Source organism: Polyangium jinanense, from assembly GCF_028435265.1.
In the GTDB taxonomy this organism is placed as follows: domain Bacteria; phylum Myxococcota_A; class Polyangia; order Polyangiales; family Polyangiaceae; genus Polyangium; species Polyangium jinanense.
Genome location: NZ_JAGTJK010000014.1, coordinates 37,160 through 61,061, shown reverse-complemented (window position 1 = coordinate 61,061; position 23,902 = coordinate 37,160). Strand labels below are relative to the sequence as shown.

At 66.8% G+C, this 23,902-nt stretch carries 19 protein-coding genes; 11 read left to right on the top strand and 8 right to left on the bottom strand.

Translation table 11 applies throughout. The features are described 5' to 3' along the window. Positions 1-13: 13 nt before the first annotated feature. From KEG38_RS24630 to KEG38_RS24620, 3 genes are all read right to left on the bottom strand, one after another. On the bottom strand, positions 14-658 hold the full coding sequence (locus tag KEG38_RS24630) for a hypothetical protein (protein WP_272422330.1): 645 nt from the start codon (positions 656-658) through the stop codon (positions 14-16). 166 nt (positions 659-824) lie between these two features. Further along, positions 825-3,839, bottom strand: coding sequence for an ATP-binding protein (locus tag KEG38_RS24625; RefSeq protein WP_272422329.1), 3,015 nt, complete (start codon positions 3,837-3,839; stop codon positions 825-827). Between the two features lie 236 nt (positions 3,840-4,075). Next, positions 4,076-7,921, bottom strand: coding sequence for a serine/threonine-protein kinase (locus tag KEG38_RS24620; RefSeq protein WP_272422328.1), 3,846 nt, complete (start codon positions 7,919-7,921; stop codon positions 4,076-4,078). A gap of 291 nt (positions 7,922-8,212) precedes the next feature. On the opposite strand from KEG38_RS24620, the gene KEG38_RS24615 reads away from it, so the two are divergent. After that, positions 8,213-9,124: an STAS domain-containing protein gene (locus KEG38_RS24615; RefSeq protein ID WP_272422327.1), complete on the top strand. Its 912-nt coding sequence runs from the start codon at positions 8,213-8,215 to the stop codon at positions 9,122-9,124. Continuing rightward, positions 9,121-10,308, top strand: a complete 1,188-nt coding sequence (locus KEG38_RS24610; protein ID WP_272422326.1) for a hypothetical protein — start codon at positions 9,121-9,123, stop codon at positions 10,306-10,308. Before KEG38_RS24615 ends, KEG38_RS24610 begins: the two co-directional genes overlap by 4 nt. A gap of 19 nt (positions 10,309-10,327) precedes the next feature. Here KEG38_RS24610 and KEG38_RS24605 read toward each other — a convergent pair whose 3' ends face one another. From KEG38_RS24605 to KEG38_RS24595, 3 genes are read right to left on the bottom strand one after another with little or no spacing between them, the layout of a single operon-like run. Beyond that, on the bottom strand, positions 10,328-11,710 hold the full coding sequence (locus tag KEG38_RS24605; protein ID WP_272422325.1) for an MFS transporter: 1,383 nt from the start codon (positions 11,708-11,710) through the stop codon (positions 10,328-10,330). Continuing rightward, the gene (locus KEG38_RS24600) at positions 11,703-12,509 is read right to left on the bottom strand and encodes a PEP/pyruvate-binding domain-containing protein (RefSeq protein ID WP_272422324.1); all 807 of its coding nucleotides are present in this window, start codon (positions 12,507-12,509) and stop codon (positions 11,703-11,705) included. The genes KEG38_RS24605 and KEG38_RS24600 overlap by 8 nt, the downstream gene beginning before the upstream one ends. Continuing rightward, the gene (locus tag KEG38_RS24595) at positions 12,506-14,110 is read right to left on the bottom strand and encodes a PEP-utilizing enzyme (RefSeq protein WP_272422323.1); all 1,605 of its coding nucleotides are present in this window, start codon (positions 14,108-14,110) and stop codon (positions 12,506-12,508) included. The genes KEG38_RS24600 and KEG38_RS24595 overlap by 4 nt, the downstream gene beginning before the upstream one ends. Before the next feature lie 341 nt (positions 14,111-14,451). On the opposite strand from KEG38_RS24595, the gene KEG38_RS24590 reads away from it, so the two are divergent. Both KEG38_RS24590 and KEG38_RS24585 read left to right on the top strand, forming a co-directional pair. Next, positions 14,452-15,153 carry a TetR/AcrR family transcriptional regulator gene (locus tag KEG38_RS24590; RefSeq protein WP_272422322.1) on the top strand — a complete coding sequence of 234 codons (702 nt, stop codon included), beginning with the start codon at positions 14,452-14,454 and terminating at the stop codon, positions 15,151-15,153. 78 nt (positions 15,154-15,231) lie between these two features. Continuing rightward, the gene (locus tag KEG38_RS24585) at positions 15,232-16,026 is read left to right on the top strand and encodes a VOC family protein (RefSeq protein WP_272422321.1); all 795 of its coding nucleotides are present in this window, start codon (positions 15,232-15,234) and stop codon (positions 16,024-16,026) included. Positions 16,027-16,032: 6 nt separating this feature from the next. Here KEG38_RS24585 and KEG38_RS24580 read toward each other — a convergent pair whose 3' ends face one another. Further along, a complete protein-coding gene (locus KEG38_RS24580; RefSeq protein ID WP_272422320.1) occupies positions 16,033-16,608 on the bottom strand; it encodes an NADPH-dependent FMN reductase in 576 nt (191 codons plus the stop codon). Between the two features lie 281 nt (positions 16,609-16,889). Between KEG38_RS24580 and KEG38_RS24575 the strand changes: the two genes are divergently transcribed. Further along, positions 16,890-17,840 (top strand): STAS domain-containing protein, encoded by a 951-nt coding sequence (locus tag KEG38_RS24575; protein WP_272422319.1) that lies wholly within the window; start codon positions 16,890-16,892, stop codon positions 17,838-17,840. A 21-nt stretch (positions 17,841-17,861) separates the two neighbouring features. Here KEG38_RS24575 and KEG38_RS24570 read toward each other — a convergent pair whose 3' ends face one another. Beyond that, positions 17,862-18,710, bottom strand: a complete 849-nt coding sequence (locus KEG38_RS24570; RefSeq protein ID WP_272422318.1) for an SDR family oxidoreductase — start codon at positions 18,708-18,710, stop codon at positions 17,862-17,864. Positions 18,711-18,913: 203 nt separating this feature from the next. Here KEG38_RS24570 and KEG38_RS24565 point away from each other — a divergent pair, with 203 nt between their 5' ends. The 6 genes from KEG38_RS24565 to KEG38_RS24540 all read left to right on the top strand — a co-directional run bounded on the left by KEG38_RS24565 (position 18,914) and on the right by KEG38_RS24540 (position 23,883). Next, positions 18,914-19,303, top strand: coding sequence for a hypothetical protein (locus KEG38_RS24565; RefSeq protein ID WP_272422317.1), 390 nt, complete (start codon positions 18,914-18,916; stop codon positions 19,301-19,303). 51 nt (positions 19,304-19,354) lie between these two features. Continuing rightward, entirely contained in the window at positions 19,355-20,425 is a 1,071-nt protein-coding gene (locus tag KEG38_RS24560) for a cation diffusion facilitator family transporter (RefSeq protein ID WP_272422316.1), read from the top strand. An 11-nt stretch (positions 20,426-20,436) separates the two neighbouring features. After that, the gene (locus KEG38_RS24555) at positions 20,437-21,039 is read left to right on the top strand and encodes a cadmium resistance transporter (protein WP_272422315.1); all 603 of its coding nucleotides are present in this window, start codon (positions 20,437-20,439) and stop codon (positions 21,037-21,039) included. Positions 21,040-21,103: 64 nt separating this feature from the next. Next, complete coding sequence (locus KEG38_RS24550) at positions 21,104-21,496, top strand: nuclear transport factor 2 family protein (RefSeq protein ID WP_272422314.1); 393 nt, start codon at positions 21,104-21,106, stop codon at positions 21,494-21,496. Between the two features lie 153 nt (positions 21,497-21,649). Continuing rightward, positions 21,650-23,338, top strand: coding sequence for an MFS transporter (locus KEG38_RS24545; RefSeq protein ID WP_272422313.1), 1,689 nt, complete (start codon positions 21,650-21,652; stop codon positions 23,336-23,338). A gap of 47 nt (positions 23,339-23,385) precedes the next feature. Continuing rightward, positions 23,386-23,883, top strand: a complete 498-nt coding sequence (locus tag KEG38_RS24540; RefSeq protein ID WP_272422312.1) for a DUF1269 domain-containing protein — start codon at positions 23,386-23,388, stop codon at positions 23,881-23,883. Positions 23,884-23,902 lie beyond the last annotated feature (19 nt).

Here is a 23,902-nt window from a genome sequence, read left to right as displayed (position 1 = left end):
TGTAGGGACGTTCTCAGGGCGATTGTCCGATCGGCACCACGACCACGCCGTTTGGCGCCGGCAGCTCGAAATTCATCGTCACCTCGTATGCGGGGGTTCCCGCCTGCGCGTCCATGTCGGAGGCATACACCGGCACCCGGATTCGATATCGACCCGCCCGAGCCACGTGGGGTTCGTGGCAGGAGCACCCCTCGGCGCTCGTTCCAAACGTATATCGCGTCCCGGACCAGGTATCCGTGGATTGCGCGCCGACATCGACGGGTACGCTGGCCATCAGACATGCTCCGCAGGTGAGGCAACCGTCGGTGCTGCTGCACGGCTGGGTGCACATTGCGTGGGTGGACACCGCTGCATAGCCGTACTCGCACGATTCAATCGTATACTGGAGGAAACAATCCTCCCGCAGGAAGGCCGGGAATGCCCCGTTGTTCTCGAACTGGAACGTCACCTCGTACGGCCCGGGATCCGACGCCGGGGTCTCGACCGCGCACTCCGGCGGGATCACGCCTCCCTCGCCGCCGCTGCCCCCCGTCCCGCCGCCGCTGCCCCCCGTCCCGCCGCCGCCGCCGCCGGACCCGTCCTGGTTCACCGTGCTGCCGCACGCCGCCGAAAGCACGAGCCCGAGCGCCATTGCACCACGCATCCACCACGAAATCATGTTGCGCCTCCTTGGACCGAGGACGGGCATGGGCTCGACCTCTCGGGTCGCTTGCATGGCAATATCAGCGCCGATCACGAAAACCTCGAGGATCTCGACGCATCGACGCTGACTGCCAGGTCAAACGGCGCCGAGAGTGTGCCAGCATGAGCCGTCTTTTGCCTCCTCAACCTGGACGCGCCTGCTCTTCCTGCGGGCCTTCGAGCGGGAGCGCTACCGTGAACGTAGAACCCTGGCCGATGTCGCTCTCCATCCAGATTCGTCCGCCGTGCCGCTCGACGATGTCGCGGCTGATGTAGAGGCCGAGCCCGAGCCCGCCATACGCCGTGATGGGCGCGTTCCGGGCGCGGAAGTAACGCTCGAAGAGCATCCCTTGTTGCTCTTTCGGAATCCCGATGCCGGGATCGGTGACGGACAAGAGGGCCTGGCTGTCGCGCTTCGCCAATGCGACACGAATCGTCCCGCCGGAAGGCGAATATTTGACCGCGTTGTCGAGAAGATTGGCGATCACCTGCGCGAGACGGCTTCGATCCCCGATCACGACCAGGTCGTCGAAGGGCTCGACCATCACGATCGCGTGCTTCTGCAAGCCCATGGCCGCATTCGCCACCGCCTCGCGCGCGAGGTCGGCGAGCGAGACTTGCTCGGCCCGGATCGTGAGCCGCCCCTCCGCGATACGCGAGACGTCGAGCAGATCATTCGTCAGCGCCGTCAGCCGGCCGACCTGGGCGAGCGCCCGGACAATCGGCTCCTTGTCCACGGGCAGCCCGTCGCGGAGGCGGCGCGCTATCTGCTCGAGGCGTAATGTCAGCGTGGCGAGCGGCGTCTTGAGCTCGTGGGAGGCAATGGAAAGGAAATCGTCCCGCACGCGGATCGCCTCCTGCGCCTCCTGATAGAGCTTCGCACGCACCTCCTCGGCGCGTTTCTGCTCGGTCAGATCGACGACGACGACGCCCACGCCGAGGAGATCTCCGCGCGCGGTCCTGACAGGATAATAACTCGCGAGCCAGTGCCGTTCGTGATCGGGCGTCGCCGGGACCCGGGCCGATATCTCCACACCGACCAGCGGCTCTCCCGTGTCGAGGACATTACGAATGTAACGCTCGACTCGCGGGGCGAGCTCCGGGATCGCTTGGCGGGGCGTCTGTCCGACATCGTCCTCCGGCGAACGCCCATGGATGGCCACCGCGAGGGCCCGGTTGCTGCGCACGTATCGCATTTCCTTGTCGAGGAACGCGAGCCCCACGGGGGCGGTCGTGAACAACGTGTCGAGCAGCGCCAGCGACTCTTCCTTGCGGCGCAGGGCTTCCTGCGCTTCGCCATAAAGTTGCGTGTTCTCCAGCGCCGTCGCGCACCTTCGACCGAGCTCCTCGGCGAGGGCCTGGTCCTCCGGTGAAACATGGGCGCCGATCGATTTCGCGCCGATCGCGAGCACGCCGAGCGCGCGCCCCTTCACCCTCAAGGGTACGAGCATCCGCGGCGTGGCGCCGAGGGCGCGCAGGAGCGCGAGGTGCGCCTCGTCGCGCGCGGCCGCGCGGAGCGCCTCGTCGGGGACGTCGGGCGCGAGGAGGGGCTCGCCCGAGCGCAAGACCTCGGCAAAGCCGAGCGGATCGTCGGAACCCGGCAGATAATGCCGGAGGAGGGGACACAGGCTCTCGGCGATCGTCGGGCTATCGTGCGTCGCCGCCGTCGTCGGTCGGCCGTTCGCGAAGGCGCCTTCGGGCAGGACGATTGCACACCACCGACCGAGCGCCGGGACCACGAGCTCCACGACCGCCGCGAGCGTCGGCTCGACGTCGAGCGACGCCGCCGCGAGCTTGCGGCTCGCCTCGGCGAGCAATGCCATGCGACCGTGCGCGCGCTCCGCCTCGGCCCGCAAACGGCGCTCCTCGACCAGCAATCGATCACGCTCCGCCTCGGCGCGAAAGCGCCGCGTCACGTCGCGGAAGCTCCACACCCTGCCGATGACCTCCTGGCCGAGCCGCTGCGGGCGCGAATAACGCTCGAAGAGGCGACCATCCTTGAACGCGATGACATCGTAACTTTCCTCGTCGGGGGACTCGTAGAGCCCCCGCACCTTCGCGTGGTACGCGGCCGGATCGGCGATCTGATCGAGGACGAAGGCCAATGCCTGCTCGTCGCTATGCGACGCGAGGACATGCAATGGAAGCCGCCACATCTCCACGAACCGCTCGTTGTACGTGTGGATGGCCGACCCGTCGGACGCGGTGACGAGGATCCCATCCGCGGTCGAGTCGAGGGTCGTGCGCAGGAGCGAGACCGTTCTCTCGAGCTCTGCTTGCACGAGCTTCCCCTCGGTGATGTCGACCATCACCCCGCGCAGCTTGGCAGGACGGCCATTCTCGAGCACCACGCGGACATAGTCCCGCAGCCACACCACCCGGCCATCGGCGGCGATCATCCTGTATTCGAATCGATGCGGCTCCCCTCGGGCCGTCGCGTCCTTGCAGAGAGCCAGGCACCAGTGGCGATCGTCCGGGTGGATGTGGTCCACCCAGAAACTCGGCTCCTCGATCCACCGCGCTACGGGATATCCGAGGACCTGCTCGGCGTGCGCGCTCACGTAGCTGAAGCGGAACGTGTCGGCGTCGACCTCCCACACGATACCGTCGACGTTGTCGATGATGTCCTCGATGCGACTCAACCGTGCCGCGTGCCGGACGCTGAGAGGCTCTCCGGGCGCGCGAACGGCCTGCTTGCCGTCCGCCGCGCCGTCCTGGCTCATTGCCGGCTCCTGCTCGGGAGCGGCGAGCCCCACGAAGGCGAGCGCGTCGAGCGCCTCGCCGTTCTCCGCTCGCAGGGCGTGCACGTGGCCCGAAAGCGGGACGAACTGCCCGCCGTCGGCAACGACGCGGTAATCGACCGGGCGGCTTTGGCCGGTCGCTGCTACGGCGTGGCATACGTCGCGGAGGTGCGCCTGATCCTCGGGGTGAACGTGGGAAAGGACGCTCGCGCGTGGCGGAACGTCGCTCCTCGTGAGGTCGAACAGCGTGCGGGCCCTTCGGTTCAGGAAGGAGAGCGACAGGTCGGCCGCGTCGGCGAGCCAGACGATGGCCCCGAGGCTGTCGAGGAGCGAAAGACCACTCCCATTTCCCCTGAACATCTCGCGCAACGTGCTCCCCGCCGTCTGCGTGTCCAAGTCGCTCGCTGTACCGTGCACGTCGTCAATCCTTCCCTCGAAGCGGTCCAACGGCTCTTCTACATACCCGATACATACCCGACGGCGGGAGCACTTACAAAGCGGCGCGAACGGGCTCGGGAGCGAGCGGGAGCAGCCGCTGTCTGTCCTGCCGATCTTGGTTCGGCAAGCTGACTATCCCCGCTTACCCAGTCAGGACCAGGATTGTCTGTAAAATGGAAAGTATGCGCACGTTTGTGGCAACGAGGCGGACTGGGCTAAGCGGCGACTTGCTCCCCGGCGGCAGCCAGGGCGAGGATGCGCGCGTTCTCGGGGACGTTTTCGAGAAAGCTTCGGCAGAGCTCCGGGTCGTCGATCTTCGCGGCGCGCGAGAGCAAAATGTCGCGGGTCTCGAGCAGCAGGGCCCGCGCGCGGGCGTGGTTGCCCGTCGCGTACAGCGCCTCGGCGTGGACGAGGCGCAGGTGCATTTCAAAGGGGCCGCCCCGACCGCTCGCATCGCGCTGCATGGTCGCGTCCTCGGCGAGGCGCAGCGCCTCGTCCGCACGCCGCTGCTGGAGGAGGATGTCTCCGAGGGTCGCCACCGCCACCGCATGCCATGGCGTGGTGCCCGAGAGGACCTCGGCAGCCGCGCGCGCCTCGCGCTCCGCTGCGTCGAGATCTCCGGAGCGCCCCAGGATGATTGCCAGCGTCGCATGGACGAGCCCGAGCAAATAGGGGGTGTTGCGCGCCGCCTCGGAGTTCCGGAGGCTCCCTACCAAGGGCCGCGCATCCTCCAGAGCCCCCCGCGCCACGAGCGACCAGGCCCGGAACCACTTCCCCCACGACGCATAAATGGCGGACTCCTCGTCCCCCTGAACCATTTTGCAGAGCTCCTCCTCCATGCGTGGATACGCCCCGAGGCACAGGTAATCCACAGCGACGTTCAGGCGAGCCTTCGCCGTATGCCGCCGCTCGCCGGCCTCCTGGTAGCTGGCCACGGCAGCTTTCGCAGCCTCGAGGCTTCCCCAGGGGTCACCCTCGAATTCGAGCATCGTGCTTTTCGACTCGTACAGCCTGCCCCGAATCTCGGGATCGTGCGCCGCGAGGGGGCTGCCGAGCTGCTCCATCCGTGCCGCGCAGAGCTCTGCGAGGTCCAACCTGCCTTGTTGAATCAGCGTATCCCAGACGAGCCCGAGGGCATACACGAGCTCCCGCACGCTTTCCGGGGACGGCACCAGGTCGACGAGCGCCTGCACGTCGTCCCTGAGCCCGGTGGACGCTGGGAGCATCGGCGCGCTCGCGAGCTTCCACGCCATGGCCTTGATCCAGAGCGGCGTGTGCGGCGTGGCCAGCCGCAGGAGCTCCACCATACCCCTCGCGAGCGAGGCCCAGTCCCCTGTCCACCCGTACGCCTCGCTGCGGACGAACAAGAGCGACGTGCGCAGCTCGCCCAAGGCTCCACAGCCGAGGCCTCGCTCTGCGCAGGCAATGGCCGCACGCAGATCCGCCCCCTGAAGCATCTGCCTGGCCGCCGCGAGATACCACTCCGCCGCGCGCTCCGGACTCTTTCCACGCTCGAAATGCTCGGCCAGGCGCAATGCGTCGGACTCACCCCATTCCAGGAGCCACTCCCCGGCAAGCCGATGCCCAAGCGTGCGGTCTGGCTCCGTCAGCATCGCATGAGCACCCTCCCGCAGGAGCGAATGCCGGAATGTATACTGCTCCTCGCCTGGAAACCTGCTCGTCTCACTGTGCTGCACGACCTCGCGCGTGGCCAGCATCTCGAGCCACTCGTGCGCGCCGAGCGCCTCGTCCCCGCCGCCGAGCAGGTGCTCCACGCCGCCGCACCAGAAAACATCTCCGAATACGCTGGCCGCGCGCAGCACGCGCCGCGCGCCTGCGGGGAGGGCGGCGAGGCGCGCCTCGACCATGGCCAACACGGTCTCCGGCAGTTGCTCTCCGCGGCCCTCGGCCACCGCTCGGATGAGTTCTTCCAGGAAAAACGGATGCCCCGCGGCGCGCTCGACGATCTGCGCAATCGTCCGAGGATCGGCCCCATCCCCGAGCGCACTTCGAGCGAGCTCCTTCGCTGCCCGTGGGGTCAGCTCGCCCAGGCGAATCTCGGACAAACCACGCTCCGCCCATACTTTGGGAAAAACGTCATGCACTTCGGGACGGCCAAAGGCTGCCACGAGGAGCGGCTTGCCAGCGAGATCCCGCAGCGCCGCATCGACGAGCTTCACCGAAGGCAGATCGCCCCAATGCAGATCCTCGAGGACGAGCAACACCGGGTGCGCACCACACTCGGCGGCCATGAACTGCCGAAAGGAAAAATGAATCTGATCGGCCATGAGCCGCGCATCGAGGCGCGCGGCGCGGAGTTTGGCGTTCTCGTCGTCGGGGAAGGGCGTGCCCGTCATTTCGCCGAGAAACCCCGTCACGTGGCGCACCTCGGGCTCGGCCACGTGGCGCGCGACCCGCTCGGTGAGCTTGCGCCTCCGTTCCTCGATCGGCTCGTGGCCGGCGACCGCGAATGCATAACGCAGGGCCGAGCCAACGAGGGAAAACGCCGACCCTTTGCTCATCGCATCGCCGCGCCCGATCCACACGTCGACCGCTGGATGATGCTGTAAGGCCGCGCGGACGAACTCCTGGCGAAGGCGTGATTTTCCGATTCCGGGCGGCCCGGTCACGAGCACCGCACGCGCGATGCCCTCGCCGACGGATTCGTCGAGCAAGTCGAGGAGGGCGCGCTTTTCTCGTCCGCGACCCACGAACGGGCTTGCTTTGCCGAGCAACGTGCGCGCCGCCGCGCTGATCTCCTCCTCGTGCCGAAGCTCGAGCCCGCCCGGCCCATGTGCCACCACGAGGCGCGCTTCGAGGAGCCCCGCGGTCACCTCGTCGACCAGGACCCAGCGGTCCGCGGCGCGCAGGAGCGTGGCGGCTCGATCGAGGACCTGTCCGACCGGGAGTCGCTCATCGAGCTCGCCGAGACCGGTCGTGACCGCTATGGCCGCTTCCGGGGCGCGCAAATGCAACCGCAAGGCACACCGTGCGGCCCGCGCCGCAGCATCGGAGGCACTCGTGGCATTCATGAAAACCGCCAGCATCGAGCCATCCGCCAGCCATTCGACACGTGCGCCAAATGGCTCCGCGGCCGATTCCAGCGCCTCTCGGCGCGCGCTCGTGTGCTCGGTGTCGACGCCCTCGGCCGTCGCGCTCACAGCGACCATACTCAGCAACCGCTGCTCGCTCCTCGTCAGGGCCTCCGCGGGCGGCACCTCGGAAAGCCACGACCAAGTGTCACGTGCATCGAGACAGGCGAGCGCCTCCGCGACCTCCCCGGCATCGACGAGCCGATCGGCCGGATCCTTCGCGAGCATACACGCGACCAGCGCTTCGAGCCGCACCGACACCTCGGGCCGGAGCTTTCGCACCGGTGGTGGATCCTCGAGCAGGACTTTCGCCAGAATGGCCATCACGTGCTCGCCTTGGAATGCGGGCTGCCCGGTCAAGCACTCGAACAGCACGGCGCCGAGCGCGAACACATCGACGCGCGCGTCGAGTGACGGCGCGCCACGCGCCTGCTCGGGCGCCATGTAGCTCGGCGTCCCCAGCACCACGCCCGTCCGCGTGAACCGTGGCGAAAGCGGCATACGCGCGAGGCCAAAATCGAGCAATTTCACCCGATCCAGCGCGCCGTCCACGAGGAAGACGTTGCTCGGCTTGATATCGCGGTGCACCACGCCGCGCGCATGCGCCGTCGCGAGGGCCGAGGCCGCCGCGCTGATGACGCCGACGCTTTCCTCGACCGTGAGCCTCCCGCGCGCGAGCCTCTCGCCGAGCTCCTCGCCTGCGAGCCATTCCATCGCGAGGAAGGGCTCGCCCGCGCTGGTGATTCCGTGCGTCACATACCGGACGATGCCCGGATGATCGAGCCCTGCGAGCACACGCGCCTCGATATCGAATCGCGCGATATCGCGAGGCTCCCGGTCATGGAGCACCTTGACGGCCACCGGCCCGCCGGAAAGGCGGTCGTGGGCCTGGAAAACCGAGCCCATTCCCCCCGAGCCGGCGACCCGCTCGATCACGAATCGATCGTCGATGACGTCCCCCGCCTGCATGCGCCCCCCGATGCGGAAAAACCTAAGGTCACGTGCGGGCTTTGCTCAGAAAATCGGAGCGTCGGAGGTTTGACGGCCAGCGAGCCGGTTCGGGAGAGATCGTGTGGCCCTGGCGACAGGACTGCCTGAGGGGCAGTACCTGGCATACCGCAGCGCCTGGCAAGGCGCCTCACCACCCGTGTAGGCCAATTCACGGCTCGTCGAGGTTTCTGGAGCGCGCTCGCGTTTTGTGCTGGCTTGGAAACGAGACTTGTGGTCGTTTTATCGTCAAGGAGGGCTCATTCGTAGCACATGGACACGCACCCCTCTCAATTCGCGGTCCCCCCCGACACCGATGTCGATTCGTTGCGACAGCATATTGCGGATCTGGAGAAGCAGCTCGAAGCTCGCACCAACGAAGTCGTGGCGGCCCGAGAGGATGCACTTCGTTACCGTCGCTATTTCGATTATGCGCAGATCGGAATGACGGTGACCTCGCTCGAAACCGGCTGGGTGGAGTTCAATCAGCAGCTGTGCGAACAGCTGGGCTACTCGCCGGAAGAGCTGAAGACCACGAATTGGGTATCCCTCACGCACCCCGATGATGTCTCCCTCGACAAGGAGCTGTTCGAGAAGCTGGTCCGAGGCGAGATTCATCGATACAGCCTCGACAAACGTTTCGTGCGCAAAGACGGCAGCATCATGTATGGGAATATTCTCATTCAGGGTGTCTACCGTCCCGACGGGTCGTTCGACCACATCTTCGGCTTCCTGCACGACATCACCGACCGCTGGGAGGGCGAAAGGGAGCGGCTGGCGCTCAAGCAGGAGATCATCGACGCACAGAAGCAGGCGCTCCGCGAGCTGTCGACCCCGCTGATCCCCGTCGCCGAGAACATCATCGTCATGCCGCTCGTGGGCACGATTGACAGTGTGCGCGCGCAGGCCGTGCTCGAGGCATTGCTCGAGGGCGTCACGCGATATCAGGCGAGAATGACCATCCTCGACATCACCGGCGTTCAGGTCATGGATGGCGAGGTCACGAGCGCGCTCGTGAAAGCCGCCCAGGCCGTGAAGCTCTTGGGCGCGCAGGCGATCCTGACGGGCATTCAGCCGCGTATTGCCAAGACGCTGGTGGAGCTCGATGCCGATCTGAGCACCGTCATGACTCTCAGCACCGTCCGAGAAGGGATCTCCTACGCCCTAAGGAGGGTGAAGCGATGACGCGTTTTCACGGGCTGGATGAATGGTTCGAATATTCGACGGCAAGCTGGCGGGCGGCGGGTGACCACGCCTCCCTCGACCCGCGGCTCATCCCCCGGAACCCGACTTCCTACAACAGCGAAACCTACCGTTATCTCGCCGCGCGGTATCGGCACCTGTTCCTCGATCTTTACGAGGCCATTCGGACCGACGGGACCCTGATCCGTCAGCAGCCCGAGCACTTCGCGAAGCAGTGGGCGGCACATTACGACCCGATCACGATCTGGAAACAGGTTTGCCCGCTCTTCGTGTTCGGTCAGGCGCTCGGCGGACTCGACGCGCGTCATCGAGACCTCGCCCGTGCATACACGCTGGGGTACGGCATTCCGGTGATGGCCATCGATCGGATGATGGACGCGCTGCCGGGGGCGCCCTCCACGAAACACACGTGGCTCTTCGTCCTGGCATCCTATGCGCTCGGGCTCGAGCAGCTCCGAAAGGTCGATGCGAAAGCAGCCGTCGAAGGCTGCTTCCTTCGCCATACCCAGGAAATGTATCACTTTTTCTGGGGCGAGGAACGCGAGCGCTATCGGTTGCCCGACGCCGTCTCCGCGGCCACGCTGAACGAGTATCTCGAAGGCCATAGCCGCCTCCTGTCCTCCATCTTCTTTCCCGTGACGATCGAGTGGGCTTTTTTGCTCGCCGAGGGAGCATTGCCACCCGAGTTCGCCCCGGCGCTCGTTGCTTTACGGCGAATGCGCCAGCTCAACGACGAGGTGGTCGACGCCGACGAGGACATTCGCTACGGCATCGTCACGTTCCCCTATTTGCATGGCCTGGCCTCGCCCCATGGCGCCGAGCTCGCCGAGAACGTCCTCGCGACCTGGCAGCTCGATCGCGACGAGCCCGATTCGCCGAAGATGGCCCCGCTCACCGCAGAGCGCCGCCGCCTCCTGCAGGAGGCCGGGAGCTTGGAGGCGGCCGCGCAGTCTTCGATGCACTTCTTGCGGACGGTCATGCAGGCTGTCATGAGCCGTTTTCCAGCCGAGAAAGCGTTCGACGTCACCCTGCTGGTCAATCAACGGGTGTCGCACCTGTTCAGGCTGGAGCAGCACGGGTGGCAGGAAATCACCGGCGTCTACCAGCCGGAGCCGTTCTCGAAATCGAGCGAATCGGCCGTTTCCTTGCACGTTCCTTGGACGTGAGCACGCCTTCCCGGCGTGATTAGCGCGTTTCCGCGGAGGGCACGGGCGTCGGGAGACGGCCGGGCAGGAGAAGCGCGCAGCCGAGGGTCACGACCAGCGATACGCAAAAAATCACGATCGAAGTCGCGTGCTCGTGCCTGGCGATTTCGGGGACCTTGCTCTCCGTGAGGACCAGGCCGAGCACGGTCAAGCCGGCAATGCCGCCGAGGTAGCGCATGGTGGACGTGAGGCCCGCCGCCATTCCGCTTTTTTCTCGGGGCACGTCGTTCATCGACGAGGCTTGCGACGGCGCCGACGTCAGGCCGAGGCCCAGCCCGAGCAAGCCGAGCGCGGGCACCGCGTCCGTCACGGAATGGAAGGGGAGGAGCACGAGCAGCACCATTCCACCGAGCGCGAGCGCAGAGCCGGCGAGTGCCACGGCGCGCGCGCCGAAGCGCTCGGACGCTCGACCCGCGACGGGGGAGGCGACGATCATCATGGCCATCATCGTGACCAGCGTATTGCCGACGTCACGTGGCCCGGCGCCGAAGAGCCGCCCCGCCACCTGCGGCAGCTCGAACAGCGTCGAATACATGGCGAAGTTCTGGATCGCAATGAGCAAGCTCCCCGCGACGAACGTCCGGCGCCGGAACAACGAGAAATCGATGATGGGATCCGCGGCGCGCCGTTCCCACAAGGCGAACGGGACGAACCCGAGGACGCCGAGCGCGGCCGCCCATCGGAGGTCCTTGTTTTCGAGGCCGATCACGAGCCCGAGGAGCGAGGCCCCGAGCAGTACGGAGCCGAGCAGGTCGAAGCGCGGTCGCGCCACGGCGGGCTCGTTCGGCCGTGACGTCGCGGACGCGCCGAGGTGCAAGACCGCGGCCGAGACGAGCAGGACCGGTACGTTCGCGAGGAAAATGGAGGTCCACCCGAAATGCGTGACGAGCAGCGCCCCGATCTTCGGCCCGAGGCCTGCCGAGAGGCCCAGAATGGCGCCCAGCGTGCCGAATGCGCGTCCTCGCACCTCCGCCGGGAGCTCCGTGCGGAGCAGGGCAAACGCGCTCGGAGCGAGGATCGCGCCACCCGCGGCCATGAGAATGCGCGCGGCCGTGAGCCCCGGGAGCCGGGGCCAGACGTAAGCGAGCGCGGCGCCGAGCGCGAAGAGGACCTGGCCCAGCGCGATCGCCCGCCGATACCCGAGCCGATCGCCGAGCTTGCCGCCCGGGCTTTGCAGGACGATGTTCGTGAGCAGATAACTCGAGACGAGCCCCTGCCGGAGCACGCTCGATTCGGCGTGGAGGTCGCGCGACATCTCGGGCAATGCGACGGCCACCATCGTCGAGTTGAGCGGCGCGAGCGAGGCCGACAGCGCGATCGCGACGAGCAGCCGCGCGGGAATGCGGGGGCGGGGCTCAGCCACGGGTGATCGCTCTCCTCTGGAGCAGATAGAGGCGATCCGCGGCGAACGCCCATTCCAGATCCTGCGTCCCACCGAAGGCCGCCTCGCAGGTCGAGGCCAGCGCGTCGAGCGCGGCGAGGTGCGCGTCGTCGAGGCACAACGCCGAGACTTTGTGCGCGGGGACGGGGACCTCGGCCGTGCCGCCTTCCTCGCTCCACAGGATCGCGCAGTCCTTCTCGCCCGGCATCTTTTCGAGAACACGACCTCCGCGGGCCACGCGATAATGGTCCGGTGTGACGATCCCCGCGACGACCGCCTCGCCGAGGCCCCACGTCGCTTCGATGACGCGCTCGTCGGCGCCCGTCGTCGGGTGGCGGGTGAAGAGCACGCCCGCGCAATCGGCGTGGACGAGCCTCTGCACGACGACGCCCATGCGAGGCTCCTGCGGGAGCCCGAGCTTGCGTCGATACGCGAGCGCCGACGCCGTCCGCGCCGAGCCGTGCACGGTCGCGAGCGCATCGAGCAATTGGCGGACGCTCCGCACGTTCAAGACCGTCGCATGTTGCCCGGCAAAACTCGCCGCGGCGCCGTCCTCGCCGATCCCGGAGGACCGCACCGCCACGGGCCCGGCGAGCGTCGCGAATGCGTCGAAGAGCCGGCCGCGCAGCGCCTCGTCTCCCGCGACGACGCGATCCACGCATTCGGACGAGAGCGCGAACGCCGGCGGTACGGGCAGGCCGCTTTGGTGCGCTTGCCCGAGCTGCGCGGCTTTTCCGCCGAAATCGGCCTCCGGAAGGTGTTCGTCGAGCGCCGCGATCATAACGCCACCTCCGCCACGAACGAGGGCGCCGCGGCGAGGACCGTCACTTCGCCGGTCGCGCCGTCAACGCGCACGCGCGCGCCGTCGGGGATCGTCGTCGTCGCCTCTTTCGTGCCGACGATACCGGGAATGCCATATTCGCGGGCCACGATCGCCGCGTGGGAGAGCTGCCCGCCTCGATCCGTCACGATCGCGCCGAGCAGCGGGAGCACGACATTGAAGTAAGCCGACGTCGACCGCGTCACGAGCACGTCGCCTTTCTGGATTCGCCCGAAATCCGCAGGGTCGAGGACGACACGCGCCGTTCCTTCGTACACGCCCGCATTGATGGTGAGCCCCTTGACGCGCACGGCAGAGCTCTCGGTCTCGGGCGGTTTTCCCACGTCCGCATGGTCCGCGGTCATGTCGGCCATGAGCATGTTCATGGCCTTCATCGCGCGGCGCGCTGCGGCTGGGAACACGTCGAGGGGCGGGGGCTCGCCGGGCGGCGCATTCAACCACGGAGGCGCGTGTTCGAGCGTCATCGTCGCGCGATAAAGGGTGCGCTTGCCGATTTCTGCCGCGGAGGGGCCGCTTCGGCCTTCGAGAAGCGCGAACATCTCGTCGACCGTGAGGTCTGCGGCGTGCTCGCGATCCTCGACCTTCCCGGCGGAGGCGAGCCGGCGCCCCACCTCGAGCACGGCCCTGCGCGCGAGCCCCGTCCCCCAGCTATCGGCGTAAATGCCTCGCTCGTCGCGCAGCCGGTTCACGAGTCGCGCCTCGCCGAGCAGCTCGTCGAATTGCGCCCGTCGTCCCGCCGGCACGCGTGCGCGGATCTCCCGCTCCTTTTCGTCGCGCGCGGCGAGCGCCTCCTGCCCGCGATCCTGCTCGACCGTCGCTCGAATCGCTCGGACGAGCATGTCCGGCAGCTCGCCCGCCGTCTTGTCCGAAACGTCGTAGCCGATCGACCGATAGCGCACGAGATCCAGATACCCACGCGCCGCCACCCCGACCTCGCCCGGCATCGCCACGAGCGCATCGAGCACGCTCTGCGCATGGCCCCGCCGAGCGAGCACCGCGCGGCCCTCCTCACTCGCGCGGAGCGCCTTCGCCAGCGCTTCGAGCTCGTCGATTGCGATTCCGCGGGCGAGCGGCGACGTTCCTCGCAAAAGCGAGAGCGCCTCCCCCGTGCTCACGCCCGTCCATTCGCAGACGTGCGCGAGGTAATCCCCCGTCGGCAGCATGCCCGTGAAGTTGTACGTGTGGTGGAGCGTGATCATCTCCGCCATGTGCGCCCGCGCGCGCTCTACGTGCGCACGAAGCGCCTGGAGATCGAGCGTCGCCGGATCGATCGCCTGGAGGGCCAGGTGCTTCTCGATGGCGCGCGGTTTGTCGACCCGATCCCAGTGCTGGAGGTCCGTGCGCCAGAGTTTCGTTTCGAAGACACGCTCGCATCGCTCGAAGCGCGCACGAATGTCGGGATGCAGGCGGAAGAGGAGCCACATCACGGGCTTCGGCGGCGGCCCGCTGCCCAGGCGCGAGGCCAGGCCCGCAGGGATGCCGAGCGGCACCATCTGAGCGTAGGCGAAGCCATTCACCATGGCCATGGTCATCCCTTTCATGGGAAGCCCGTATCGCTCCATTCCCTTCGCGAACCCTACCGGGAGGCCCCTCGTCAGCGCGTCGGCGCCAAATCGCGAGCCAGGGCGCGTGAAATGCGTTTTCTCGATCTCCCAGGGGCCGGGCCCGGGCGGCTCGAACCTGATATCGGCGAACATCGGATGGACCTTCATTGCCTTCACCTCGTCCTGATGGTGACGATCTCGTTACGAACGCATGACGATTCCGAGGCTACGGGCTCCGACCCTGGACGTCCAGTACTCTCTGACCATCTGGGAAAGTTGGTCATCCGGTACCAGCACCTCTTGGTTCTCGGTCGGGGACCGCTGTAGAGTACGGCGTGATGGCAGCGTGCGATGACGAACAACACCGAGCGCGCGGCGAGCGGATCCTCGCGGAAGCACAGGAGCTTCTTCTCGGGTGGGGCTACAAGCGGGTCACGATCGACGACATCGCGCGTCGTGCTCGTGTAGGAAAGGGCACCATCTACCTCCACTGGAAGTCGAAGGAAGCGCTCTTCATGGAGCTGCTGCGTCGTGAGATGGCTTCCATGCTCGGTGCGCAGCTCGACGACATGCGAGGGGATCCGAGGACGGTCTTGCCGCACCGGATGCTTCGCTCGATGTTCCTGCTCCACGCCGGGCGCCCGCTCGCCAGGGCCATTTTCGGAGAGGACACCGACATTCTGGGAGCGCTCGCGCCGGACCGATCGACGCCGTCCTTGGCGCGCGCCCTCGGGCTCACGGACCTGCTCCATCGGATGTTGCAGGCCTTCAGGGAGCACGGGCTCTTGCGCTTGGATCGCTCGCTCGCCGACCAGGCGCATTCCATCGAGGCCATCCTGGCGGGTTCGTTTTTGCTCACGAAGCTGCAGCCGCACGAGGCGCCCACGCTGGAGCGGCAGGCGGACATCCTGGCAACCACGGTACGAGACGCATTCGAGAGGCCCGATCCGCCGGATTGCGCAGCCGTGGAAGCGGCGGCGGTGCGTCTCGGCAAGATGCTCGACGAGATGCGCACGCACCTGCTCGGCGGACGAGCTTAGGTGCCTCGGAGAAATTTTTTTTCGCGCGATCGATGAGTTCTCGGCGCGGGCCCGGTCTACGTGGACAAGGAGACCACGATGACGACGGGTACGCGCAAGACGCACGATTTTTGCTGGATCAACCTGATGACCCCGGAGGCCGAGCGCGCGCGCGCGTTCTTCGGCGCGCTGTTCGGCTGGACGTACGGTGAGATGCCGGGTGTCCCCGGGGGGCAGCTCATCCTTGTCGGGGAGCGCACGGCCGGCGCGCTGATGGATCTTGCAGCGGCGAACATGCCGCAAGGCACGCCGCCGGTCATCGGGGTCATGGTGAAGGTCGAGAGCGCCGACGCCGCCGTCGCGAAGGTCACCTCGCTCGGCGGGCGCGCCGAGCCGGCATTCGATGTGCTCGAAAATGGCAGGATGGCCATGTGCACGGACCCGAACGGCGCCGTCTTCGCCGTGTGGCAGCCGAAAAAGGAGGCCGGCATGGACGTCGACAGCCACGCGCACGGCGCGCCGAGCTGGTTCGAGACGATCACGAGCGACGTCGGCCGAGCGACGGCGTTTTACGCAACGCTTTTCGGCTGGACGCCGGAGGAGCAGCAGCCGGTGCCCGGCATGACGTACACACTTTTTAAGCTCGACGGTGTCCCCGTTGCCGGCGCGATGCAGGCCCTGCCGCACGTGGGGGACGTCCCGCCGCATTGGGGCATGTCCTTCGCGGTCACGAATGCCGACGAGACGGTGCGTCGCGGCGTGGAGCTCGGCGCGTCGCTCTGCATTCCGGTGCAGGAGCTCCCCTGTGTCGGTCGTTTCGCGCTGCTCAAATCGCCGCAAGGGGTCCCGTTCCACATCGTCGAGTGGGCGCGTCCCACAGGCGCCGCCGAATGACTCCGTTCAGGCCTTCTCGCGCGCGGCTTTGAGCGCCAAGGACCACCAGACGAGCTCGTCCAGCATGGCGGTGGCGTTTTTCTGCAGGTGCTCGATTTCCGCGAGGCTCTTCCCCTGCTTCGCCGCGAAAAAGTCCGCGCCCTGGATGTGAACGCCGGTCCGGGTCGGCGCCATCTGCAGCTCGACGCAAATGAGACGTAGCTGCTCGACGGCGCGCGCCCCGCCGACGCTCCCGTACCCCACGCAGGCGGCGGCCTTCCGGATCCACTCCACGTAGGCGTAATCGAGCGCGTTTTTGAGCACGCCGGGCGGCGCACGATTGTACTCGGGCGTGACGAAGATGTAGCCGTCGAATTCCGCCACCTTCTTCTGCCAGCGCTGGGCGACCTCGTTCTTGCTCGGCGCCCAGGCGTTCGAGGCCACCTCGTCGAAAAAGGGCATGGGGAAATTGCGCAGGTCGAGGATCTCGGCGTCGACGTCGTCACGCCGCGAGGCCAGATCGAAGATCCACTGGGCGGGCTTGTGGCCGAACCGCGTCGCGCGCGTGGTGCCGATGAGGATGCCGATCCGGAGCTTCGTCATGGCGTCCATCGTGCACGCGACGTGCGGCGCGTGAGGCCGCGGCGCCAACGCGTTGGCGAAAGAGTATTCCGTTGGCAAGCCGCATCGTACGGCGGGGCGAGGTGCGAACCGAGGGCGCTCGCGCTCGGGTTTCTGCTCGAAATGGATATCGACCGGGACGGCAACATACTTTGGAAAAATGGGCTTTGGGTAGTCCAGGCACCACAACGGAGCTCTTGTATCCGGCAAACGGCAAGGCAATCATGGCCGTGGGGAGCATCGACAGGGGGAGGGGGACTGCGATGAATCGATTCCTTGCCATCGGCCTGGGAACGGCCGCCGCGATCGTGGTGTTTTTGTTGCCCACGTTCTCGCCCGTGCTCGGGTGTGTACGATCGGACGTATGGCCGAGAACCTTGATCGGCCTTCACGTGGTGTCTGATTTCGTGATCGCGTTCTCGTACGCCTGGATTCCCATGAGTCTCCTCATGTTGTGGCGCGCTCGGCGGGACATCCCGGTCAACTGGACCCTCATTTGCTTCGCGGCCTTCATCGTCCTCTGCGGCGTGGGGCATGCGCTCGAGGTCCTCGTGGTCTGGCGGCCGCTCTACTGGCTGACGGGCGAGGTGAAGGTCGCCACGGCGCTCGTATCCATCTCGACGGCCGTGCTGCTGCGGTATCGGGTCCTGCCGCAGCTGCTCGCGATCCCGAGCCTCGACGCCATCCACGCCGCGACGAGAAGAGCCGAGGAGGAGGCGGCGATGGCGTATGCGGCAAGCGCCGAGCTCGCGAAGGTCAACGAGAGGCTCATGTCGCAGACCACCGAGCTCCAGCAGGCGATTCAGCGAATACGGTGCCAGGACGCCGCCATTCGGGAGCTCTCGACGCCCGTCCTTCCCCTGCATGACCGCGTCCTCCTGTCCCCGATCATCGGGACGCTCGACAGCCCACGCGCGGCCCAGCTCGCGGAGGAGATGCTCACGGCGGTGCGAGCGCACCGCGCCGCCGTGGTGATCCTCGATCTCGCCGGCGTCGCCGTCGTGGACGCGGCGGTCGCGACGGCGCTCTTGAGGATCGTCGACGCGATACGCCTCCTTGGAGCGGCATGCGTGATCACCGGCATCCGGCCGGCCGTGGCGCAGACGATGGTCACGCTCGGGATCGACCTGTCGGCTGTCGATACCCGTGCGGACGTCCGCGAGGGGCTGCGGCACGCCATGAAGATCCTCTCCAGGCCCGCCACGGCGGGCTAGCCCCTTGCGGCGCGGTTCGGCCTACTGGAACGCCTTTCCATGGCTCTTCAGCCAATCGTCGAAGGTCCGCGCCTTCTGCCCGAGGAGCTCTTCGACCGTATTCGTGATGTGCGCCCCAAGCCCGGCCTTGACCATTGCGTGCGCCTCGAGGATGGCGCGGATGAATAGCTCGGGCAAACCCGCCTTCACCATTCCCTCGCGGGCTGCGTCCTCGGTCACGTCGACGAACGCGACGGGCTTTCCGATCGCCGCGCTGATCTTCGCCACCTGCTCCGCCGCGCTCAGCGCCTCCGGCCCGGTGAGCATGTAGGACTTCCCTTCGTGTCCAGGTGAAATCAAGACCTTCACGGCGACCGCCGCGATGTCGCGCGGATCGATCGGCGCCGCCTTCCCGTCGCCCGTGGGTTGAAAGACCGCGCCACGGCTCTTGATCGAGCCGGCCCAGTTGAGGGTGTTCGACGCGAAGGCTCCCGGCTGGAGGATCGTCCAGGCGAGCCCCGATGCCTTGATCTTCGCCTCGGCCTCGACGTGCCAGCGACCGATCTGCATCTCGGGCGCCTGGACGACGGTCGACGACGAAAGCATCACGATGTGCGTGACGCCTGCCTTTTTCGCCGCCTCCGCCGCGTTGGCTGCGAGCTTCGCCAGATCGTCCCCCGTGAAGAGCAAGAATGCCTTATCCACGCCCGCGAACGCGGCGTCGAGCGTCTCGGGTTTCGCGAGATCGCCTTTCACGACCTCCACCTTCCGGCCGAGCTCCCCCAGCTTGGCCGGGTCGCGCACGAGCGCGCGGACCTTCTGGCCCGCCTCGACGAGCTGCTCGAGCACTGCGCTGCCAACGTTCCCTGTCGCTCCGGTCACGAGAATCATCGTCCGTTCCCCTTCCTGCGCCCTGGGTAGCACTGCATTTTTTCTACCCTGGGCCCGCCTCCAACGAGCCGGAAGATTTCCATTCGCTTGTCGGGTGATCGAGAGCGGCCCTCGGGGAGCCCGACCGAGCTCCTCCGTGGCGGGCACGGGTCCGCGCAAAAAAGCGCTTGTGTACGGTTGCCCTCTGGGCCATCTCTCGGATCATGCAGCGCATCTTTCTGACGGCGGCGGCGCTCCTGGTGATGAACGGGTGCGGCAACGAGTGCAGTTTCAGGAAACAATGCAATGGCAACGTCCTGGAGACCTGCGGCGAGGGGCCGGACCAGGTCGTCAACCGAAAGGTGCACGATACGCCTTGCGAAGCGCCCAACGAAATCTGCGTCGAGCCCACGGAGGGCGAGGCTTACTGCGCGCGTGCGCCGCAAGCTTCGTGCGACGACACGTTCGAGGAATCGTGCGACGGAAACGTCCGGTTGACGTGCCGCCCGAAGCTCATCCAGCCCGCGGACGCCCCCCGCTTCGTGGTGGCGGTCGACTGCGCGGACTCGGCCAAGACGTGCGTCGACGATGGCATGACGACACGCTGCCAGTAAGGCATGACTTGACCCGGGGCCCGTCCCGCGCTGGGATGCAGGGGACCCACGATGGCGACTCCTTCCTCCCTGCCTGCCGTGATCGCCGCGCTCGCCGCGAACACGCTCGTGACGCTCCTCAAGTTCGTGGCCTTTTTCCTGTCCGGCTCGGGCGCGATGCTCTCCGAGGCCATCCACAGCGCCGCGGACACGGGCAACCAGCTGCTCCTCTTCATCGGGCTGAAGCGCGGCGCGCGACAAGGGGACGAAGAATTCCCTTATGGCTACGGCGGCGAGCGCTTCGTGTTCGGCTTGCTCTCGGCCGCCGGCATCTTCTTCGTCGGCTGCGGCGTCACCGTGTATCACGGCATCGAGGGGCTACGTCATCCCCACGCGACCTCGGTCAACGTGGTGACATTCGTCGTCCTCGGCCTTTCGTTCCTCATCGAAGGAAGCGCGCTCGTCTTCGCCGCACGGAGCATCGCCGCGCAGCGCGGGAGCATGCCTTTCTTTCGGTATGTGCGCGAGAAAGCGGATCCGGCGTCGGTGGCCATCCTGCTCGAGGACGGTGCCGCCGTGCTGGGCCTGTTCCTGGCGGCGATAGGCATCGTGGCCTCGTATTACACGGGCAGCCCGGTCTGGGACGCGATTGCCTCCATCCTCGTCGGCTTGCTCCTCGGGTTCGTCGCGATCCACCTCGTCACCCAGAATCGCGAATTGCTGATCGGGATGGCCGTGCCCGACGGCGTGGAGGAGGCGTTCGTCCGGGTGCTACGCGAGCGGCCGAGCGTCCGCGGCGTGCGTGATGTGAAGAGCCGGCGGATCACGCCGGAAGTCTACAAGCTCAAGGCCGAGGTCACGTTCGACGCGGCTTTCCTCGCGGCCCGGCTCGATCTGACGTTGCCCGCGCAGCCCGGCGCGCTGTCCGGCGCGGAGCGCGAGAGGACGCTGCGGGTCGTGGCGGATGGTGCGCTCCTCGCCATCAGCAAGGAAATCGACGATATCGAGGTGGCCGTACGCGCCGTCATTCCGGAGGCGAGGCACATCGATATCGAGGTGGACCATCACATCGAGGATCGGCTCGCCGATTCGATACGCGAGCGAGCCTCGCTGCGAGCGACGAGCGCCGAGATGTCGAGCTGATCGGCTCCCGCATGGGTGACGTACTCTCGGCGCTCGGCGTGGCCCTCGTCGTCTTCGTTTCCACGAACGTCGACGATCTCTTGCTGCTCGCGGCATTCTTCTCGGATCCGAGCTTCGAGCCGCGTCACGTCGTCGCCGGCCAGTTCCTCGGCATCGCCGCTCTCGTTGCGGTCAGCGCTGCGTGCGCGCTCTTCGCGCTCGTCGTGCCCGAGGGCTTCATCGGGCTGCTCGGGCTCCTGCCGCTCGGGCTCGGGCTTCGCGGCCTGTGGGCCCTCTGGCGGGGCCAGGAAGACGCGGATGCCTCGGAGCCCGAACCGCGCCCCGGGATCCTGCGTTCCAAGGTGCTCGCCGTCGCCGGTGTCACGGTAGCGAATGGCGGAGACAACCTGGGCGTGTACATTCCCCTCTTTTCGAGCGCACCGAAGCTCATCCCGCTTTACGCAAGCGTGTTCATGGTGATGACCGGCGTCTTTTGCGCCGTCGGCCATCATCTCGTCCACAATGCGCTCCTGGGACATCGTATCCAACGTTGGGGCCGCGTGGCGTTACCGATCGTCCTGGTTGCGCTCGGGCTCATGATCCTGTCCCGCGCGCTCGTGCTCGTCCGCGGGTGAAGGGATGCCCCTTTGGCCGCCATCGGGCGGCCCGATGCGGTAGGATGCGTCGGAGGGACACGCCATGACAGACATTCTTCGCCCCGAACGAGCAAAAGAAGAGCTCCTCGCGCTCATGCACCAGTGGACGGCGGCCGTGGGCGCCAAGGACGCGGGGTATTTCGATCGGCACGTCGACGAGAGCTGGGAGTACATCGATTCCACCGGCGCTCAGCGCGGCAAAAAGGATTATTGGGTGCTCATCCAGGACGTGACGTCGTATACCGAGGAGTTCCGGCGGTTCGACGTGCGCATCGTCGCCGAGCGCATCGCGCTGATCACGGGGGTATACCTGGGGCGGGTCGAGCTACGGGGTGGAGTGCGTCTGGAAAAACTCCTCGCGTTCAGCGCGGTATGGCAGCAGCGCGAAGGCGTCTGGAGGGCGCTCATGCATCACACGACGGACGCTCCAGGCTGAGCCCGATTCGGATGGGTCCGCCTTCTTCGCCTCCGCGCGGAGGCCGCTCGATGCGCTCGTAAGCCAGGAAAAACCGGCCTTGCGACGGGCGCCGGCCAGCGTTACGAGCCGCGTGCGGCGGCGCTGCTCCGGAGATCGGAGGAGGGAAGAGGCATGGCCCCCGAGCCGAAGGATTTCAACCCCGGGCGTGGTGGCGACGCGAACGGGCTGAACGAGCTCGATGCCCGCGCCACGCGGTCGATGCTCGTGCCCCTTGCGCTGGCGCAGTTCCTCGCGAGCTACGACGCCTCGAGCATGAACGTCGCCATCAGCCGGATCACGGAGGACCTCGGGACGACGGTGACCGGTGTTCAGACGGTCATCACGCTCTTCACGTTGACCATGGCCGCGCTGATGATCCCGGGGAGCAAGCTCAGCGACCTCTGGGGACGCAAGCGCTGCTTCAGGCTCGGGATCGCCATGTACGGCATAGGCGCGCTCGTCACGGCGCTCTCGCCCGCGCTGGCGGTCATGATCACCGGTTTTTCGCTGCTGGAAGGAATCGGCTCGGCGCTCATGATTCCTCCGATTTACATCTTGATCACGGTCTCGTTCGCCGACCCGGTTTCGCGCGCGAAGGGGTTCGCGCTGGTCAGCGCCGCTGGAGGGCTCGGCTCGGCCAGCGGGCCGCTCATTGGCGGGTTCCTCACGACGACGATCACCTGGCGCGCCTCGTTCCTCGCCGAGGCATTGACCACCCTCGTGATCCTCTACGCGAGCCGTCGGATTGTCGAGCCCAAAGCCGATCTTCCGAAACGCGAGTTCGACCTCTTGGGCGCTGTGCTGTCCGCGGCCGGCCTCGCCCTCACCGTTATCGGCATTCTCCAAGCGGGAACGTACGGCTGGCTCCGCGCGCGCAAGGATTTCGTGATCGGCGCGGCCGTGGTCCTCGCGCGAGGAGACGTCTCGCCGGTCGTCCTGTTCACGACGATGGGTATCACGCTGCTCGTGTTTTTCTTCCTGCATGTGCGGCGCCGGGAGCGCTCGGGCAGACCGCTCTTGTCGACGAGGCTGTTCGAGAGCCGGACCGTGAATCTGGGGCTCGTCACGCAGCACGTGCAATGGTTCATGATGATCGGCACGTTCTTCGTCGTGTCCGTCTTCTTGCAGGTCAGCCGGGGGTACGACGCCATTCGAACCGGCGTCCTCGTGACGCCGGCGACGCTCGGGATCCTGATTGCATCCACGCGAATGGAGAAGATGACACGAAAGTACCCCCAGCGCTCGATCATTCGCGCTGGATTCGTGACGGCTCTTTCGGGCATCGCCCTCTTGCTCTTGCTCGTCGACGCCACATCCAGCGTCCTCACCTTCATCCCCGGGCTCTTTTTGATCGGGTTTGGCGCGGGTATCATGCTTACGGCGTCGGTCAACCTCGTGCAGTCGAGCGTACCGGACGAGGACCAGGGCGAGATCTCCGGCATCTCGCGCAGCGTGTCGAATCTCGGTTCGTCGCTCGGCACCGCGATCGCCGGCGCGGTGCTGATCTCGGCCCTCCACGCCGGGATTGCCTCTCGCGTCGCCGAGAGCACGGTCCTGTCCGCGGGCGAAAAGCAGCGGCTGTCCGCGGCGCTCGAACACAGCGTCAGCGCCGTGAGCGACGCGGAGGTCCGCAAGGCGCTGCAGGGCAAACCCCAGGCCGTCGTGGAGGAGGTGACCAGGATCAATGCCGAGGCCCGGGACCGAGCGATGGGTCTGGCTTTGGCAGCGGTGGGCCTGTTCGGTTTGATCGGCCTCACCGCAGCGGTGTTTCTCCCGGCGAACGCCGGGCGCCCTCGTCCCGGACGTGCCTCGACGAAATGAAGATCGGGCACGGCCGTTGCTTTGATGAGCCTCGAAAGGAGCACGTCATGAGCGATCTGGTTGTCATCGCATACCCGGACGAACACCGCGCAGCCGAGGTCATGCTGGCCATCAACCGAATGAGCAGCGAAAACCTCGTCGATCTCGAGGACGCCTGCTATGTGACCAAGGGGCCGGAAGGAAAGGTCCGACTCCACCAGAGCAAGGATCTCACGGCTGCCGGCGCGTTGTCGGGCGGATTGTGGGGTATGTTGATCGGCCTGTTTTTCCTCGCCCCCGTGTTCGGCCTGGCCGTTGGAGCGGCGACCGGAGCGCTCACGGGCAAAGCATCGGACTATGGGATCGACGATGCCTTCATGAAGCGGCTCGCCGAGCAGATGAAACCAGGGAGCTCGGCGATCTTCACGCTCACCCGCAAGGTCACGGCCGACAAGGTCATCCCCGAGCTCGCCAAGTACGGCGGAACGGTGCTGCGGACCTCGCTCTCCAAGGACGCAGAAGAGAAGCTCGAGGCGGCGCTGCAGCAGGGCCAGAAGGCCGCATGACCGCGCGCTGCCTCGGCGG